Raw genomic sequence first — 15,289 nt, 5'->3', positions numbered from 1 at the left:
TCATCGAGTGAGCACTTATACGCGGGAATCGGTGCCGCGCCGGATATCGGCGCACATGTGCGGCGCGGGGCTCAGCGCGGTTCGCGGCGGGCCCGGGCCAGGACCTCCTCCTCGGTGAGGGCGCTGGGCGGATGGTGGCTCAGGCACATCGGGGTGGTGATCTTGCGGAAGGCGGAGCCCTCGCCCGCGCCGTAGAAGCGGCCCGCGGGCAGCCGGGCGATGTCGTCCACGCGCCCGCCCTTGGCCCGGGCCAGTTCCTGCGCTGCCTGGATCTGCACCGAGGCGTTGAGCAGGCCGATGAACTGGGTCGCGGCATTGCCGGTGACCAGGTTGTGCAGCGCCTTCGGGGCCTGGGTGGCGTAGACCATGCCGAGGCCGTACTTGCGTGCCTGCGTGGCGAGTTGGAGGGTGCTGGCGGTGGAGGCCGTCGTACCGCGAGACGGCGCGAAGGTCTGGGCTTCGTCGAGGACCAGCAGGCCGCCGAGCGGACGGTCGCCCGCCGGATGCCGTTTGATCCAGGCGAACAGGGCCAACTCCAACTGGTTGACGAAGGTCTGGCGCTGCTCGGTGGTGGGCAGGCCGATACAGCTGATCACGGAGATGCGGGCGCGCCGTCCGGGGGCCGGGGTGAGCAGGGTGCCGGGATCGAGCCGTTCACCGTCGCCGCCGAACACCGGATCGTTGATCATGGCGGCGTTGAGTTCGTCGGCCATTCCCGATGCCAGCCGGGCCGCGTTCCGGATGGAACTGACGCCCTCCGGCAGAGCGGCGAGCAGTTCCACGAACGCGTTCAGTTCGGTGCCGCGCTCGCGCGCGAAATGGGTCAGCGCCTCGGTCAGTACCGCGGTGCCGGTGCGCAGCTTCGCCGCCGTCAGTCCGGTGCGGGGGAGCAGCCCCGCGACCGAGGCGTCGATGGCGGTGCGGAACTCGTCGGGGTCGTCCAGCACATCGCCGAAGTCGGGCAGCGGATTCAGGGCGAGTGGTCGTCCCGCTTCCCGCCGGGGCGTCCAGACGATCACCTCGGTATCGCTGAAGTACCGCTCGGCCAGCTCCGCGTCCGCACGCCCCCACGCATCCGGTGCGGCGGGCCAGCTGTCGCCCAGCCGGGCCAGATCGTTGTTGGTGTCGATCAGGATGGAGGACACGCCGTGCAGCGCGGCCTCCTCCACCAGCCGTCGCAGCAGGACGGTCTTGCCCGAACCGCTGCCCGCGAAAACCGCGGTGTGCTTGCGCAATTGGTGCAGCGGAACCTGGAAGGCCGCACCGGTGTCCACCTGGCGGCCCACGGTGAGCATGGGCCGCTCGGCGTCGTGGGGTGCATTCGGCTCGGTGACCGCCGGTGGCGGGGCGGCCTGTTCGACGGTGGCGGGCGGTTCGAGGGCCTCCGTGACGGCATCGGCGAGAACGCGCCTGAACAACCGTGATTCGCTGGCCGGCCGCCGAGTCGTCAACCAGCCGTGGAACTCCGGGCCGGCCTCGCCGTACATGGTGTGCAGCGCGCTGAAGGTGCGTAGGTCCTCCTCGTCGATGTTCAACGAGAGCCCCTGTGCCGCTTCCAGTTCGGCCAAGGCGGCCCGGGTGGCCGGACCGGACGAGTACGGGGTGTTCCGCACGATCACGAGATGCCGCTTGCGGGCCCGTGGTCCGATACCGGCCTCCAGACACGCCGAGCGCAGTCGGGTCAGGACCGCGCGCGCGTGCCCGTGGGCGATGGCCCGGAAACTCCAGTGCTCCTCGTCCTCGCTGGCCTCGTCGAGGGTGCGCCGCAGCCGCGCGTGCAGGGCGGGCCGCACCAGGGTGGGCGGATCGACCGTCAGCTGCTGCCCCCCGCCCGGCTGTTCCAGCACGTAGCAGGCCAGCGCCGAATTCAGCAGCGAGAACATCAGGTCGTCCTCGCGTGTGGGATCCAACGGTCCCGCCACGTCCGCGCCGGCGCGCAGCCGGGCGAAGCGTTCGTCGAGCGTCGTCGAGCCGCCGGCCGCGGGAATCGCCCGGGTGGGGTCGGCCGCCGGTACGGCCAGCCCGAACGAGGCGAGTTCGCCGATGGTATTCGCGGCCAGGCAGCCGCGCACGTGTTCCTCCACCCGCTGGAGCAGGCGGCGCGGGGTGTACATGGCGACCTCGGGATCATCGAACGCACCCGGCAGCACCGGCCAGGTCGGATACGGCGGCTCGAATCCGATATCGGCGTACAGGCTGCCGAGATGGCGTTCCACGATGGCGGTGGCAACCGCCTCGGAGGGCATGGCCGTGGAGAGTTCGAGCACCGTGAACCGGTCCGCGGCGGAGTTCACCGCGCGGGCGGTGAGCAGCTCCCAGGATTTGGGGATACAGGCGGCGACGATCAGGGTCCGAACGGTTTCCTCACGCATCCGCATCAGCCCGTCGGCGAGCCGGTTGGCGAGCTGGTCCGCATCGCCCCGCCCGGACTGGGCGATGAGGCTGTCGATCTGATCGATGGCCAGCACGACCGGGCCGGTGAGGGCGAACAGCCGGCACATATCGCCGAACACCAGCTGCGGCACCCGCTCGCGGCGGCGGAAACCCCAGGTGGCCCGGTCGGATTCGTCGATGCCCTCCGGCAGGGTGAGGAAGCTCAGGCCGATCTCACCGAGATTCCTGCGGGCCTGGTAGAGCACCAGGGCGCGCAGGGTATCGCGGCACTGGGCAGCCACCTGCGCGTCGAGATCCTCGACGCGGTCGAGGAATTCGTCCAGATCGCCACGGCTCACCGGCATGGTGCCGCGCAGCCGCATGCCCAGTTCGGGACCGCAGCCGGTCGATTCGGCCAGTGCGGTCAGCATCCGGCCCAGCTGGCCGCCGTCGGAGCCGCGCAGCTGGGTGACGATCCCATGCACCGCGCCCGCCCAGAAGGATTCGCCATCGATGAGCTTGGGCATGAAGAACGCGCCGCCCTGATCCTGCACGTGGCGGCGCAGCCAGCCGAGCATATGGGTCTTGCCGACACCCTTCTCACCGCTGAGGACCAGACCGGTGGGCATGCTGCGGGGCCGGTTCCGGGCGGCGCGCACCGCATGGGTCAGCACCTCGACCGATGCGGAGTGCAGGCCGTCGACGTGGTAGCTCAGCGGGCTCCACACCTGATCGGGTCCGAGTACGCTGCTGAACTGGATCGAGGCCAGGGCGTGCCGCTGTTCCTCGTTCACCGTGCCGCCTCGATGGTGAGCAGATGTCGCGGGGTACCGCCCAGCACCACGGCGGCCGCGTGATCGGCCGCGGTCAGCGTCTTCTGGTCCGCTTCCGCGCGCACGTGCACGTGTGGCCGCCGGGCCAGCAGTTCCAGCGCCCGGTCGACCTCGCCGCGCGGCAGTTCCGCGAGCCGTTCCCGCAGCGCGGCCAGCCGCACCGGCGTGCCGCCGCCCCGGCTCAGATCGGCGTACGCCGACTCCACCCGACCCGGCACATCGGGGCGGAAGACGTCGGCGAGCACCTGCCCGCTGTCGTCGAGATACCGCCGCAGTCCCGCCAGTACGGCATAGAGCGCCCCACCGGCGCATCCGGACCGGGCGGGTCGCTGCCGCGCCAATTCCTCGGCGCACCACACCGCGCCCTTGTCGGTCAGCTCGTGCACGTACGCCCGCCCGACCAGGGCGCTGCTCACCAGACCGAGATCATTGAGGTGGCGCCGGTAGCGGCCGTCGAGCTTGATGCCCGCGACCGACGACAATTCGGCATTGGTCAGCTCGCGCGCCTCGGCCATCAGCACGAGCAGCACGCAGCGCTCACTCAGTGTCAACCGGTCATCGGTCATGGTCGATCCTGTTCTTCTAGGTTCATTACCCGATCGTGGTGCGCGAGTGACCGGTGGCGAAGGCGTGGGCGACCGGTGCCGAATTCGAGTGCGGACCGAATCGACTGTGCGCGTGCGGGAACCGTGCGGGCCTCGGTGTGGCCCGGCCGCCGCGCCGACCGCTCGGCGGGACGCGGGTCGGCCGCGCATCGAGCATCGAACCCCTCCCGCGCCACGAGCCTCCCGCACCTTCGAGTACCACACTGTAGCCATCGAGGAGTCGAGCGCAGAAGTTTCCGCGCGAATTGCCCGCATTCGTCGGATCGTCGGCCGAGTCGAAACATACTGGTCTGCTTGAAATTACGCCGACGCGCCGTTGGTCACGGCTGCTGGTCGTGCCGCAGTCCCGCGAGCAGTCGGCTCGCCTCGGCGACGACGAGTGGCAGGGCCGCGGTCGGGTCCTCGGTGCGCGCCAGCATCATTCCGCCCTCGCAGAGCGCGCCGAAGACGAGATGGCGGCGGATCTGGAGGTCGCCGGGGGATAGCTCGCCCTCGGCGGTCGCCAGGGCCAGTCCGCCGGTGAGTACGCGCAGAGTGTGGTCGGATTCGATCTCGCGCACGGTGTCCCAGCCGAGTACGGCGGGGCCGTCGAGTACCACGATGCGGCGGAAGCGTGGCTCCAGGCTGCGTTCGAGGAAGGTGCGGCAGCCGGTCAGCAGGGCGGTCCAGGAGTCGGGAGCGGCGGCGGCGACCTGCTCCAGTTCGGCCGCCATCCATTCCTGTTCGGCGATGAACGCGGCGCGGAAGAGGGCCTGCTTATCGGTGAAATGGTGATAGGCCGCACCCTTGGTGACACCGGCCGCGGTGGCGATGGCGGCAATGGAGGTGGCGGCGTAGCCATTGTGCCCGAATAGGTTTCGGGCGGCTGCGACGAGTTTGCCGGTGGTGGTGTCCGACCGTTCGGCTTGGGTGCGGCGGCCGACTGGTCACCGCCGAACTCCTCTCCCGCGGCAAGGACGTCATCGCGTCCGGCCGCGATCCCGACAAACTGGCCGCCCTGGATTCGATCGGAACGCCGGGCTCGGTCGCAACGCACACCGCCGCCGTGGACGACGCCGAATCGCTACGCGCACTTGCCGATACCGCCGATGTGATCATCAACTGCGCGGGCCCGTTCGCCGTCACCGGCATGCCGGTCGCGCGGGCCGCGGCCGAGGCGGGCTGCCACTACATCGACCATTCCGTCGAGGTGCACCCGGTGCGGCAGCTGTACGACACCCTCGCCGAGACCGCGCAGCGCGCCGGGATCACCATGATCCCGAGTCTCAGCTTCTACGGCGGCCTCGGCGACCTGCTCGCCGGTGCGGTGGCGCGCGGGGTCGCCGACATCGACCGCATCACCGTGGCGTACGCGGTGACCAACTGGAAGATGACCACGGGAGCGGTGAATACGGCACGGCTGCTGTTCGCCGACACCGAGCGCGTCGGATTCGAGAACGGGGAACTGCGCATCGGATTCGTGGAACCGCGCAATGCGGTCTTCGCCTTCCCGCCACCCGTCGGACCGCGCACCGTCATCGCGCCGGTCCCGTTCCCGGAGGCGTTCACCGTGCCCCGGCACACCTCCGTGCGTTCGGTGGAAGCGCAGCTCACCGCCCGCACCTTCGAGGAGGAACAGGCGTTCGCCAGCGAACACCTCGATTCCGCCGACCGCGCCGACAGCGAATTCACCATTGCCGCACAGGTTCTCGGCGCGTCGGGATCGGCGTCCGGCACGCTGCGAGGACGTGATCTCTGGCGGGCGGGTGCGCTCGCCTCCGTGGAGGCCGCTGTCCGGGTCACCGGGGGCGCGGTGAAGAGTGGCGTCGTCAGCCCGGGTGAAGCCTTCGACGCGCCGGAATTCCTCGGCGCACTGGCCGATCGGGACGCGTTCACGGTCGACCTGCCGACCGGATCCTGAGGAGGACGGCATGGAACCGATACTCGTCACCGGCGCGGCCGGCGGTACCCAGGGCTCCACCGGTCGCCGGGTCGTCGCGGCACTGCGTCGTGCCGATCGGCCGGTCCGCGCCTTCGTGCGCGCCGACGACGCTCGCGCCGCCGAACTCCGGGAGCTGGGCGCGGAGGTCGCCGTGGGCGATCTCCGCGAGATCACCACCGTGTTCGCCGCCATCGGATCCGGCCACCAGCTCTACCGCGTCACCGAGGCCATCGCGGATATCGGCGGCCGACCACCGCTCACGCTGCGCGAGCACGTGGCCCACCGCCTCGACGCCTGACCGCTCCGCCACCCGGCCCGGGATATGCTGCGGCGGACACCGACCGCAGGGGGAGAGCCCGTGACCAGCGAACAATCGCAGCCGAACCAGCACCCGGACCTACGCCCGCCGTATCCGGAGCAGCCGTGGAATTCGGCGGCGGCCGCGGACGATCACGCCGCACCGCCGTCCGCTGATGCGGGCCCGGACGCCGCCGCGAACCCGTGGGCGAGTGCGAGTCCGCAGGCCGATGGGAACCGGCTGCCCGTCGACCCGCCCACGCAGTACCTGTCCACACCGCCCGGCGGCGCGTACCCGCCGCCCGGCGACGCCCCCACTCAACACCTGGCGACGCCACCGTCCTACTCCGCCGCGCCGCCGTCCTCCTCGGCGGGATACGCGGAGTACCCCGGCATGCCATCGTCGTACCCGGCCGCGCCCGCGCACCAGTCCGCCGCACCGCCGTATCCGGCCGCGTACCAGCCGTATCCGGACGCCGCGGTCACGTCGCCGGGGCCGCCGCGTCCGGTGCAGAACGCCTACTACCTCATGCTGGCCGGGGCGGTGCTGACCGTTCTCAGTACGCTGGTCGGCTTTCTGCAACTGCCGTCGCTGCGCGAGGAGATGGCCGAAACCACGGAGGGCGTGTTCACCCAGAGTGAGCTGGACACGCTGGTGGCGGTCTCGTTCGGGGTCGGCGTGGTGTTCTCGCTGATCTCGGTGGGGCTGTGGGTGTGGATGGCCTTCGCCAACCGGGCCGGGAAGAACTGGGCCCGCGTCACGGCCACGGTCCTGTTCGGCCTCTACACGGCGTCGATGCTGTTCGCCCTGATCGGCATCTTCATGCCGGAGGCGCGCACCACGGTGGTATCCACCATGTTCAGCGTGGTGCTGTGGTGCGTCGGCCTCGCCGCGGTGATCCTGCTGTGGAACAAGCAGTCCACGGCGTACTTCCGTCCGGCCCCCGCCGGATACGCACCGTACGCCGGTTCAGCGGGGATGCCGTATCCCGGACAGCCGGGAGGGCCGTACCCCGGGCAACCGGCGAATCCGTATCCCGGCCCATCGGGAGCGCCGTACCCGGGCCAGCCGGGAGCGCTGCATTCGGGCCAGCCGGGAGCGCCGTATCCCGGACAGCCGAGGACACCGTACGCCGGATCCGGTACCCCGCCCACTGCGGGTAGCCCGTACTCCGGTCCGCCGGGAGCCTGATCGGCCGCACCGGGACCCTGATCGGCCGCACCGGGACCCTGATCGGCCGCACCGGGACCCTGATCGGCCGCACCGGGACCCTGATCGGCCGCACCGGGAGCGGGCGGTCTACCAGCCTGTTCCGCGGTCGCGCCGGGGTCGGTTGCCGGTGGCCCGGCGCTCCTCGCGCTGGGACTTCACCCGCTGCGCCTCGGCGCGCACCTGCTCGGCGTTCGCGCGTTCGCGCACCAGCCAGTCCGGCGGATCCGCCAGCAGTTCCGCTATCTCGGCGGCGGTCAGCGCGTCGGCGACCTCGGCGCGGCTCAGGCCGCTGTTGGTGATGCCGAGTTTGCGGGCGGTGATGTCGCGGGGGAACGGGCCGTTGGCGCGCAGGTCGGTCAGCCACTGCGGCGGGTTCTCGCGCAGTTCGTCGAGTTGGGCGCGGGAGATCGGAGTGCCGCGGAACTCCTCCGGCGTGGCGGGGAGGTAGACGCCGAGTTTGTCGGCCGCCGTCAGCGGCTTCATCAGTTGCGAATTCTGGTCCGGGCTCACCGACCAAGCCTATCGGGCGGGTCGGCGGGGCCGATCCGGCGGTTCAGTACGCTTTCGGGAATGACCAACGACGACGCGTCCGCCGACGCCCCTGCGCTGCGGGTCGGGTTCGTTCCCGGTGTCACGCCCACCAAATGGGAGCGCAAGTGGGGCGAGCGGTTTCCCGGACAGCGCTTGGAACTGGTCGTCGTCGCCCAGGGGGAGCAGGACGAGGCGCTGCGGTCCGGACGCGTCGACATGTGCTTCGTGCGGCTGCCCATCGACCGGGAGGGTATGCACGCCATCCCGCTCTACCGTGAGGTGCCGGTCGTGGTGGTGCCCAAGGATCACCCCATCTCGGTCTACGACGAGGTGAGCACCGCCGACCTGGCCGACGAGCGCGTGCAGGACACCGCCGATCTGGATGCCGCCGTCGGTGCCATCGAACTGGTGGCCGCCAATGTCGGGGTCGCCATCGTGCCGCATTCCATCGCCCGTCTGCATCACCGCCGGGATGTGGTGTTCCGGACGGTCACCGACGCGCCCGACACCCAGATCGCGCTGGCCTGGCCGATCGAGGCGACGTCGGACACCACCGAGGAATTCGTCGGCATCGTGCGCGGCCGGACCGAGCGCAGCTCCCGATCGCCGTCCGGACGTGAGGCAACCGGGGAGCAGTCGAAGCGGTCGACGCAGAAGCCGCAGAAGCAGGGGAGTGGCCGCCCGGCTGCCGGGCAGCGCGCGGGAGCCGGACGGGGGCGTACCGCGGGTGGGCGTAACGGTCGGCGCAGGGGCCGCTAGCTGCGCTTATAGCCTGTGAGCTATACCGCTTTTGTCCGATTTCGAGGGTTCTGTGACGTAGATCATGCCCCTTCTCTTGAATGCCGAAAGTTGGCCCACTACGGGACTTTTCATACCTGCGGTCTGGTTCCGTTGACACTTTCCTAACATTCAGCACTTTCTAAGTTACTTTTCAGCAACAATCTGCTGGACACTTGACCACGGGTGCTCACCGAGGACCCGCGCTCCAGAAGTTGGATGCGCGAAACGCTGTTTCGAAAGCGACGCACACATATGAAGTTCACGAAGGTCGCCGCAACCTCGGCCCTGGTCATCGCGGCACTCGGCATCGCCACCGGCACCTCCTACGCGGAGCCGGCCCCGGCCCCCGCGCCCGCCCCGGGCGTCATCCCCTCGCTGCTGGACGGCATCAACCAGGGTGTGAATTCGGTGCTGCCCGCCATCAACTGGAGCACCCACCTGGAGGGTGACTCCATCGTGCTGGAGACCTCCGCCGGGTCCCTGACCACCGACAACGGCCAGTTCGCGGTGCGCGACAACGCGGGCAACATCGTCACCGCGTTCCCGCTGAGCTACACGCTCGACGATCTGCAGTACCCGATCGACGCCGCGGTCGACGGCCTGCGCGCCACCCTGACCCCGAGCAAGGACGCCGCCGACGCCCGCCCGGTGGGTATGGTCAAGCCGGTCGTCAAGCAGGAGGCGTTCGACGACGCCGTCTCCGCCGCCGCCACCCAGTTCGGCATCATCACCTCGATCGGCACCCTGGTGGGCACCATCGTCGGCGGCGGCGCGGGCTGCGCCATCGGCGGCATCGGCGGCCTGGTGCTGGGCATCCCGGTGCTGGACCTGGGCGGCGCGACCGGTATCGCCGGGTGCCTCGCGGGTGCGGCCATCGGCATTCCGCTGGGTGCGGCCGCCGGGCTGGTGCTGACCGGTGTGCCCGCCGCCATCATCGTGGGCATCGGTTTCCACAACCGCATCAACGCCCCCGAGAACCAGTAGTTCTTCCGGGCAATACCGTGAATCGGGCCGGGTCGCGCGTGGCGACCCGGCCCGATTCACGCTGTGCGTGGCGGTTACCGCGGCTTGCGGGAAATGATCGAGTCGCGAATCAGCACGAACGCGAGCAGCGCGGCGAAGCCGATGGTGAACAGGTAACCGACATTGCCCGAACCCGACGAGGCGCCCTGCGGGCCCTCGAACAGCATGCCGAGCAGAATGACGACGACAACCCAGCCCGCGATGCGGAAGGTGCGCTTCGACTCGCCGCTCCAACCCCAGGCGGCGGAAGGAACCTCGGCCGGATCGACCTTGGTGACGACACCGGCGCTGTGGGTGGGTTCCAGTTCCGTGGCGGCCACTTTCGCTCCTTGATGGCTCGATTGATTGCTGGCCAATATGGTGGCATACGACCATGCGTCGTAGCCAGCAGGGTGGCGGTGACGCGGCCGGGGGATCGGCCGGATTCGATTCGGGAGACAATGAACGCGTGTCCGACGTTGTGAAAGTCCTGCTGCTGGGCAGCACCGGTTCCATTGGCACACAGGCGCTCGAGGTGATCGCCGCCAATCCGGATCGATTCGAAGTGGTGGGCCTGGCCGCGCGCGGCGGCAACACCGAACTGCTGGCCAGCCAGATCGCCGCCACCGGTACCGGCAACGTGGCGGTCGCCGATCCCGCCGCGGCCGCGAAACTCGGTGTGCCGCTGGCCGGTCCGCACGCGGCGGCGCAGCTGGTGCGCGACACCGACGCCGATGTGGTGCTCAATGCGCTGGTCGGCTCGCTCGGGCTGGAGCCGACCCTCGCCACCCTCGAATCGGGTCGACGGCTGGCCTTGGCGAATAAGGAATCCCTGGTGGCGGGTGGCTCGCTGGTCACCCGGGCGGCCGCGCCCGGACAGATCGTGCCGGTCGACTCGGAGCATTCCGCCCTGGCCCAGTGCCTGCGCGGCGGCCGGGCCGAGGAGGTCGAGCGACTGGTGCTCACCGCATCGGGCGGTCCCTTCCGCGGCTGGACCACCGACATGCTGGAGTCGGTCGACCCCGCCGCGGCCAAGGCGCATCCGACCTGGTCCATGGGGCTGATGAACACCCTGAATTCGGCGAGCCTGGTCAACAAGGGGCTCGAACTCATCGAGACGCATCTGCTGTTCGGCATCGACTACGACCGCATCGACGTGACCGTGCACCCGCAGTCCATCGTGCACTCCATGGTCACCTTCACCGACGGCTCCACCCTGGCCCAGGCCAGCCCGCCGGATATGCGGCTGCCCATCGCGTTGGCGCTGGGCTGGCCCGACCGGGTGCCGGGCGCGGCGACGGCCTGCGACTTCTCCCAGGCGGCGACCTGGACCTTCGAGCCGGTGGACAATACGGTGTTCCCGGCGGTCGAACTCGCCCGCCGGGCGGGTAAGGCGGGCGGCTGCGTGACCGCGGTCTACAACGCCGCCAACGAGATCGCGGTCGAGGCGTTCCTCGACGGCGTGATCCGATTTCCCGACATCGTGCGCACGGTGGCGCGGGTCGTCGAGTCCGCCGACCGCTGGTCCGCGGAACCCAGTACCTTGGACGAGGTGCTCGCGGCGGATACGTGGGCGCGTGACTGTGCCCGCGCCTTCGTGCGCAACTAGCTAGGAGGATTCGAGACCGCATGGTGTTCGCGATCGGCTTCGCACTGTTCGCGCTCGGTATCACCTTCTCGGTTGCCCTGCACGAATGCGGCCACATGTGGGCGGCGCAGGCCACCGGGATGAAGGTGCGGCGCTACTTCATCGGCTTCGGTCCCAAGGTGTTCTCCTTCCGCCGCGGCGAGACCGAGTACGGCCTGAAGGCGCTGCCCCTGGGCGGCTTCTGCGATATCGCGGGCATGACCGCCCTCGACGAGTTGGAGCCCGAGGACCTGGACCGGGCCATGTACCGGCAGGCCACCTGGAAGCGCCTGTTCGTCATGTCCGGCGGCATCATGATGAACTTCCTGCTCGGCTACCTGCTCATCGTGGTGCTGGCGGTGGGCTGGGGCCTGCCGCATCTGACGCAGCCGCCGGAAACCCAGTTGGGCGCGATGGGCTGCGTGGCGAGCTACGCACCCGACGGCACCCGTCAGGAGTGCACCGGCGACGGCCCCGCCCAGCGCGCCGGATTGCAGCCCGGGGATCTGGTCACCGCGGTCGACGGCACCCCCGTCGAGACCTGGAACGACTTCCGCGCCTTGACCGAGAAGCAGACCGGTGAGTTCACCTACACGGTCGAGCGGGACGGTCGGACCCTCACCATTCCCATCACCCCGGAGCGGGTGACGGTCTACGACAAGGACGGCCGGTCCGAGACCGTCTCGAAGATCGGTGTCGGCCAGGCCACCGCGGGTCCGCCGGTCGAGTACAGCCTGCCCGGTGCTTTCCCCGCCGCCGCGGCCTTCACCGGCGAACTCGGTGTGAAGACCGTGGAATCGCTGGCCAAACTGCCCGCCAAGGTCGGCGCCCTGGTGGATGCCGTCAGCGGTGGCGAGCGTGATCCGGAGACCCCGGTCAGCGTCTACGGCGCCAGCCGCATCGGCGGTGAGACCGCCGAACGCGGCTACTGGGGCATGTTCATCCTGGTTCTGGCCAGCCTGAACTTCTTCCTCGGCGTCTTCAACCTGCTGCCGCTGCTGCCGCTCGACGGCGGCCACATGGCGGTGGTCGCCTACGAGAAGATCCGCAACCTCTTCCGCAATCGTCGCGGCCTGCCCGACGGCGCACCGGTCGACTACCTGAAGCTCATGCCCGCCACCTATGTGGTGGTGGTGCTCGGCGGCGCGTACATGCTGCTCACGCTGGCCGCCGACATCGTCAATCCGATCACGCTGTTCCCGTAGCGGAAGCCGACGGGTCGGGCTGGTTACCATCGGGTGTGCGCAGCGGATTCGGAGCGGGCGGTTTCATCCGCGAGGTGGTACCGGCTCCGACGCCGCGTCCGGCGGGGTACCCCTTCGATCTGCCGGTGGTGCGGCATCTCGATCGGGTCGGCGCGCTGGCGCTCTCACCGACCGTGACCTTTCTCGTCGGTGAGAACGGCAGTGGCAAGTCGACGCTCATCGAGGCCATCGCGGTGGCGGCCGGGATGAACGCGGAGGGCGGCAGCCAGAACTACCGGTTCGCCACTCGCGCGTCGGAGTCGGAACTCGGTGACCACCTGGTGCTGCGGTGGGGCACCCGGAAGCCGCGCAGCAGGTTCTTCCTGCGCGCCGAGTCGTATTACAACGTGGCCACCGAAACCGAACGGCTGGGGCCGGAACAGCTCGCCGTCATGGGCGGCAGATCACCGCACGAACGCTCACACGGCGAATCGTTCGTCGACCTCATCACCCACCGATTCCACCCCGACGGGCTCTATCTGCTGGACGAGCCGGAGGCGGCGCTGTCGCCCCGTGGCTGCCTGGCCGTGCTGGCGCTGCTGTCGGACCTGGTCGCGCAGCGGTGTCAGATCGTGGTGGCGACCCATTCGCCGATTCTGCTGGCGCTGCCGGGCGCCACCATCTACGAATTGGATGATGCCGACGGCATCGAGACCGTCGGCTACGACGACGCGCTGCCGGTACGCATGACCAGGGACTTTCTCGCCGCTCCGGAGCGCTATCTCGAGCACCTGCTGAAGCCGCGGTAGGCCGGGCCGGGGCGCTCACGCTGTTTCGGTGGCCGAGAGCTCGCGCAGCAGGCGGCGGCAGAGCCGGTCGGCACGGCGGGTGGTCTCGGGCTGGCGGAATTCGGGGGTGAGGGCCAGCACCTGGGCGCAGGCGGTGTCCAGGTCGATGCGATGGCCGACCGAGACGAAGACCGGTTTGACGCCGGTGCGGGTGCGCAGGGCGCGGCCGACCGGTTCGCCGTCGATGGTGATCTCGCCGGTGCCGCCGCGTTCGGGGGCGGGTTCGGCGTAGTCGCCCCAGGCGTTCTTGGCCACGCCGATGGTGGGCAGGTCCGCCATCAGGCCCAGGTGGCAGGCCAGGCCGAAGCGGCGGGGGTGGGCCAGGCCCTGGCTATCGCAGACGATCAGATCCGGTGTGGTGGAGAGCTTTTCGAGGGCAGCGAGGGTGGTGGGGAGTTCGCGGAAGGCCAACAGGCCCGGGACATAGGGGAAATCGGTGGTCCCGACGGCGGTGGCGGTGTCGACCGTCTCCAGCGTGGCGGCGTCCAGGACCACCGCGACGGCCACCACATTGCCGTCGTCGTCGTAGGCGGAGTCGAGTCCGGCGATCGTCCGGAAGTGCGGTGGCGCAGGGTTTTCCGTGATCACCAGCGGCCGGAGACGGTCTTGGAGGGCGATGGCCTCATCCGGGGTGACCGGCCACGAATCAGGAATCTGCACTTTCACTTCCGCCGGGTTACCTTTCGCCCTCGAGAATCGAATACTTACTGTATGCGGCTGCAAGTGACCGCAGGGCAACACCGCTTCCAGGGCAGGCGTCGGCGCAGGCTACGCTTGTCGCCGCTGTCACAGGGCGGCCGGTAACCCGACGTCGTTAGACTCGGAACCGGAACGGGTGAGGACAAGATCGCAACACGAAAGTAGGCAGCCGATCGTGAGCAGTGCCATCGCATTGGGGATGCCGTCCGCACCGGCGGCGACCCTCGCGCCCCGGCGCAAGACCCGCCAGCTGATGGTGGGCAAAGTGGGGGTGGGTAGCGAATTCCCCGTCTCGGTGCAGTCCATGACCACCACACGGACCCATGACGTCAATGCCACCCTGCAGCAGATCGCGGAGCTGACCGCGTCCGGCTGCGATATCGTGCGCGTGGCATGCCCGCGGCAGGAGGACGCCGACGCCCTCGCCGCCATCGCGAAGAAGTCCCCCATTCCGGTTATCGCCGATATCCACTTCCAGCCGAAGTACATTTTCGCCGCCATCGACGCGGGCTGTGCCGCGGTGCGGGTGAACCCCGGCAACATCAAGGAGTTCGACGGCCGCGTCAAGGAGGTCGCGGCGGCGGCCGGAGCCGCCGGCATCCCCATCCGCATCGGCGTGAACGCGGGCTCGCTCGACAAGCGCATGATGGCCAAGTACGGCAAGGCCACCCCGGAAGCGCTGGTGGAGTCGGCGCTGTGGGAGGCGAGCCTGTTCGAGGAACACGGCTTCGGCGACATCAAGATCTCGGTCAAGCACAACGACCCGGTGATCATGGTGGAGGCGTACCGCCAGCTGGCCGCGCAGTGCGACTACCCGCTGCATCTGGGCGTGACCGAGGCCGGTCCCGCCTTCCAGGGCACCATCAAGTCCGCCACCGCCTTCGGCGCACTGCTATCCCAGGGCATCGGGGACACCATCCGCGTCTCCCTGTCCGCTCCACCGGTGGAGGAGGTGAAGGTCGGCAACCAGATCCTGCAATCGCTGAACCTGCGCCCCCGCAAGCTCGAGATCGTGTCCTGTCCGTCCTGCGGTCGCGCGCAGGTGGACGTCTACACCCTGGCCAACGAGGTCACCGCCGGGCTCGAGGGCATGGAGGTGCCGCTGCGCGTCGCCGTCATGGGCTGCGTCGTCAACGGCCCGGGTGAGGCCCGCGAGGCCGACCTGGGTGTGGCCTCCGGCAACGGCAAGGGGCAGATCTTCGTCAAGGGCGAGGTCATCAAGACGGTGCCCGAACACCTCATCGTCGAAACGCTCATCGAGGAGGCCATGCGGTTGGCCGAACAGATGGGCGATGCCGCCGGTGCGGGCGAGCCGGTGGTCAGCGTCAGCTGAGCGGACCTGGGCAGACGCTGAGGCTTTCGGCATACGTGGGGCG

15 protein-coding genes and 1 pseudogene are annotated in these 15,289 nt (G+C 69.6%); 9 read left to right on the top strand and 7 right to left on the bottom strand.

What is annotated here, in order from left to right:
- Window positions 1-71 precede the first annotated feature (71 nt).
- The 4 genes and pseudogenes from ON31_RS21040 to ON31_RS38590 all read right to left on the bottom strand — a co-directional run.
- Window positions 72-3,167, bottom strand: a complete 3,096-nt coding sequence (locus ON31_RS21040) for an ATP-binding protein (RefSeq protein WP_039816074.1) — start codon at window positions 3,165-3,167, stop codon at window positions 72-74.
- On the bottom strand, window positions 3,164-3,772 hold the full coding sequence (locus ON31_RS21035; RefSeq protein WP_039816073.1) for a hypothetical protein: 609 nt from the start codon (window positions 3,770-3,772) through the stop codon (window positions 3,164-3,166). Before ON31_RS21035 ends, ON31_RS21040 begins: the two co-directional genes overlap by 4 nt.
- A 359-nt stretch (window positions 3,773-4,131) precedes the next feature.
- Window positions 4,132-4,524 (bottom strand): TetR family C-terminal domain-containing protein, encoded by a 393-nt coding sequence (locus ON31_RS21030; protein WP_051037551.1) that lies wholly within the window; start codon window positions 4,522-4,524, stop codon window positions 4,132-4,134.
- Window positions 4,525-4,557: 33 nt separating this feature from the next.
- Window positions 4,558-4,674 (bottom strand): annotated as a pseudogene (locus ON31_RS38590) (TetR family transcriptional regulator); the annotation flags it as partial.
- Here ON31_RS38590 and ON31_RS21025 point away from each other — a divergent pair.
- From ON31_RS21025 to ON31_RS36835, 3 genes are read left to right on the top strand one after another with little or no spacing between them, the layout of a single operon-like run.
- The gene (locus ON31_RS21025; RefSeq protein WP_373283004.1) at window positions 4,662-5,711 is read left to right on the top strand and encodes a saccharopine dehydrogenase NADP-binding domain-containing protein; all 1,050 of its coding nucleotides are present in this window, start codon (window positions 4,662-4,664) and stop codon (window positions 5,709-5,711) included. The pseudogene ON31_RS38590 and the gene ON31_RS21025 overlap by 13 nt on opposite strands.
- Window positions 5,712-5,721: 10 nt before the next feature.
- Window positions 5,722-6,030 carry an NmrA family NAD(P)-binding protein gene (locus tag ON31_RS21020; RefSeq protein WP_039816072.1) on the top strand — a complete coding sequence of 103 codons (309 nt, stop codon included), beginning with the start codon at window positions 5,722-5,724 and terminating at the stop codon, window positions 6,028-6,030.
- Window positions 6,031-6,090: 60 nt separating this feature from the next.
- A complete protein-coding gene (locus ON31_RS36835) occupies window positions 6,091-7,221 on the top strand; it encodes a hypothetical protein (RefSeq protein ID WP_039816070.1) in 1,131 nt (376 codons plus the stop codon).
- Between the two features lie 108 nt (window positions 7,222-7,329).
- Here the strand turns inward: ON31_RS36835 and ON31_RS21010 are convergent, their stop codons facing one another.
- Complete coding sequence (locus ON31_RS21010) at window positions 7,330-7,752, bottom strand: DUF5997 family protein (RefSeq protein ID WP_063821545.1); 423 nt, start codon at window positions 7,750-7,752, stop codon at window positions 7,330-7,332.
- A 60-nt stretch (window positions 7,753-7,812) separates the two neighbouring features.
- On the opposite strand from ON31_RS21010, the gene ON31_RS21005 reads away from it, so the two are divergent.
- Together ON31_RS21005 and ON31_RS21000 are read left to right on the top strand one after the other, a co-directional pair.
- Entirely contained in the window at window positions 7,813-8,532 is a 720-nt protein-coding gene (locus tag ON31_RS21005) for a LysR family substrate-binding domain-containing protein (protein ID WP_039816068.1), read from the top strand.
- A 273-nt stretch (window positions 8,533-8,805) separates the two neighbouring features.
- Window positions 8,806-9,537 carry a DUF8020 domain-containing protein gene (locus tag ON31_RS21000; protein WP_051037549.1) on the top strand — a complete coding sequence of 244 codons (732 nt, stop codon included), beginning with the start codon at window positions 8,806-8,808 and terminating at the stop codon, window positions 9,535-9,537.
- Window positions 9,538-9,611: 74 nt separating this feature from the next.
- On the opposite strand, the gene ON31_RS20995 is transcribed toward ON31_RS21000, so the two are convergent.
- Window positions 9,612-9,896: a DUF2631 domain-containing protein gene (locus ON31_RS20995; protein WP_039816066.1), complete on the bottom strand. Its 285-nt coding sequence runs from the start codon at window positions 9,894-9,896 to the stop codon at window positions 9,612-9,614.
- 128 nt (window positions 9,897-10,024) lie between these two features.
- Here ON31_RS20995 and dxr point away from each other — a divergent pair, with 128 nt between their 5' ends.
- From dxr to ON31_RS20980, 3 genes are read left to right on the top strand one after another with little or no spacing between them, the layout of a single operon-like run.
- A complete protein-coding gene (gene dxr / locus ON31_RS20990) occupies window positions 10,025-11,164 on the top strand; it encodes a 1-deoxy-D-xylulose-5-phosphate reductoisomerase (RefSeq protein WP_039816065.1) in 1,140 nt (379 codons plus the stop codon).
- A 20-nt stretch (window positions 11,165-11,184) separates the two neighbouring features.
- The gene (locus ON31_RS20985; RefSeq protein ID WP_039816063.1) at window positions 11,185-12,387 is read left to right on the top strand and encodes a M50 family metallopeptidase; all 1,203 of its coding nucleotides are present in this window, start codon (window positions 11,185-11,187) and stop codon (window positions 12,385-12,387) included.
- Window positions 12,388-12,422: 35 nt separating this feature from the next.
- On the top strand, window positions 12,423-13,175 hold the full coding sequence (locus ON31_RS20980; RefSeq protein WP_039816061.1) for an AAA family ATPase: 753 nt from the start codon (window positions 12,423-12,425) through the stop codon (window positions 13,173-13,175).
- Between the two features lie 15 nt (window positions 13,176-13,190).
- On the opposite strand, the gene ON31_RS20975 is transcribed toward ON31_RS20980, so the two are convergent.
- On the bottom strand, window positions 13,191-13,874 hold the full coding sequence (locus ON31_RS20975; protein WP_255222190.1) for an endonuclease V: 684 nt from the start codon (window positions 13,872-13,874) through the stop codon (window positions 13,191-13,193).
- A 238-nt stretch (window positions 13,875-14,112) separates the two neighbouring features.
- On the opposite strand from ON31_RS20975, the gene ispG reads away from it, so the two are divergent.
- On the top strand, window positions 14,113-15,246 hold the full coding sequence (gene ispG, locus ON31_RS20970; protein ID WP_228808073.1) for a flavodoxin-dependent (E)-4-hydroxy-3-methylbut-2-enyl-diphosphate synthase: 1,134 nt from the start codon (window positions 14,113-14,115) through the stop codon (window positions 15,244-15,246).
- Window positions 15,247-15,289 lie beyond the last annotated feature (43 nt).

Origin of the sequence: Nocardia otitidiscaviarum NBRC 14405 (assembly GCF_000308635.1) — a bacterium.
GTDB classification, from domain to species: domain Bacteria; phylum Actinomycetota; class Actinomycetes; order Mycobacteriales; family Mycobacteriaceae; genus Nocardia; species Nocardia otitidiscaviarum.
This window is presented reverse-complemented; position numbering and strand designations above follow the sequence as displayed.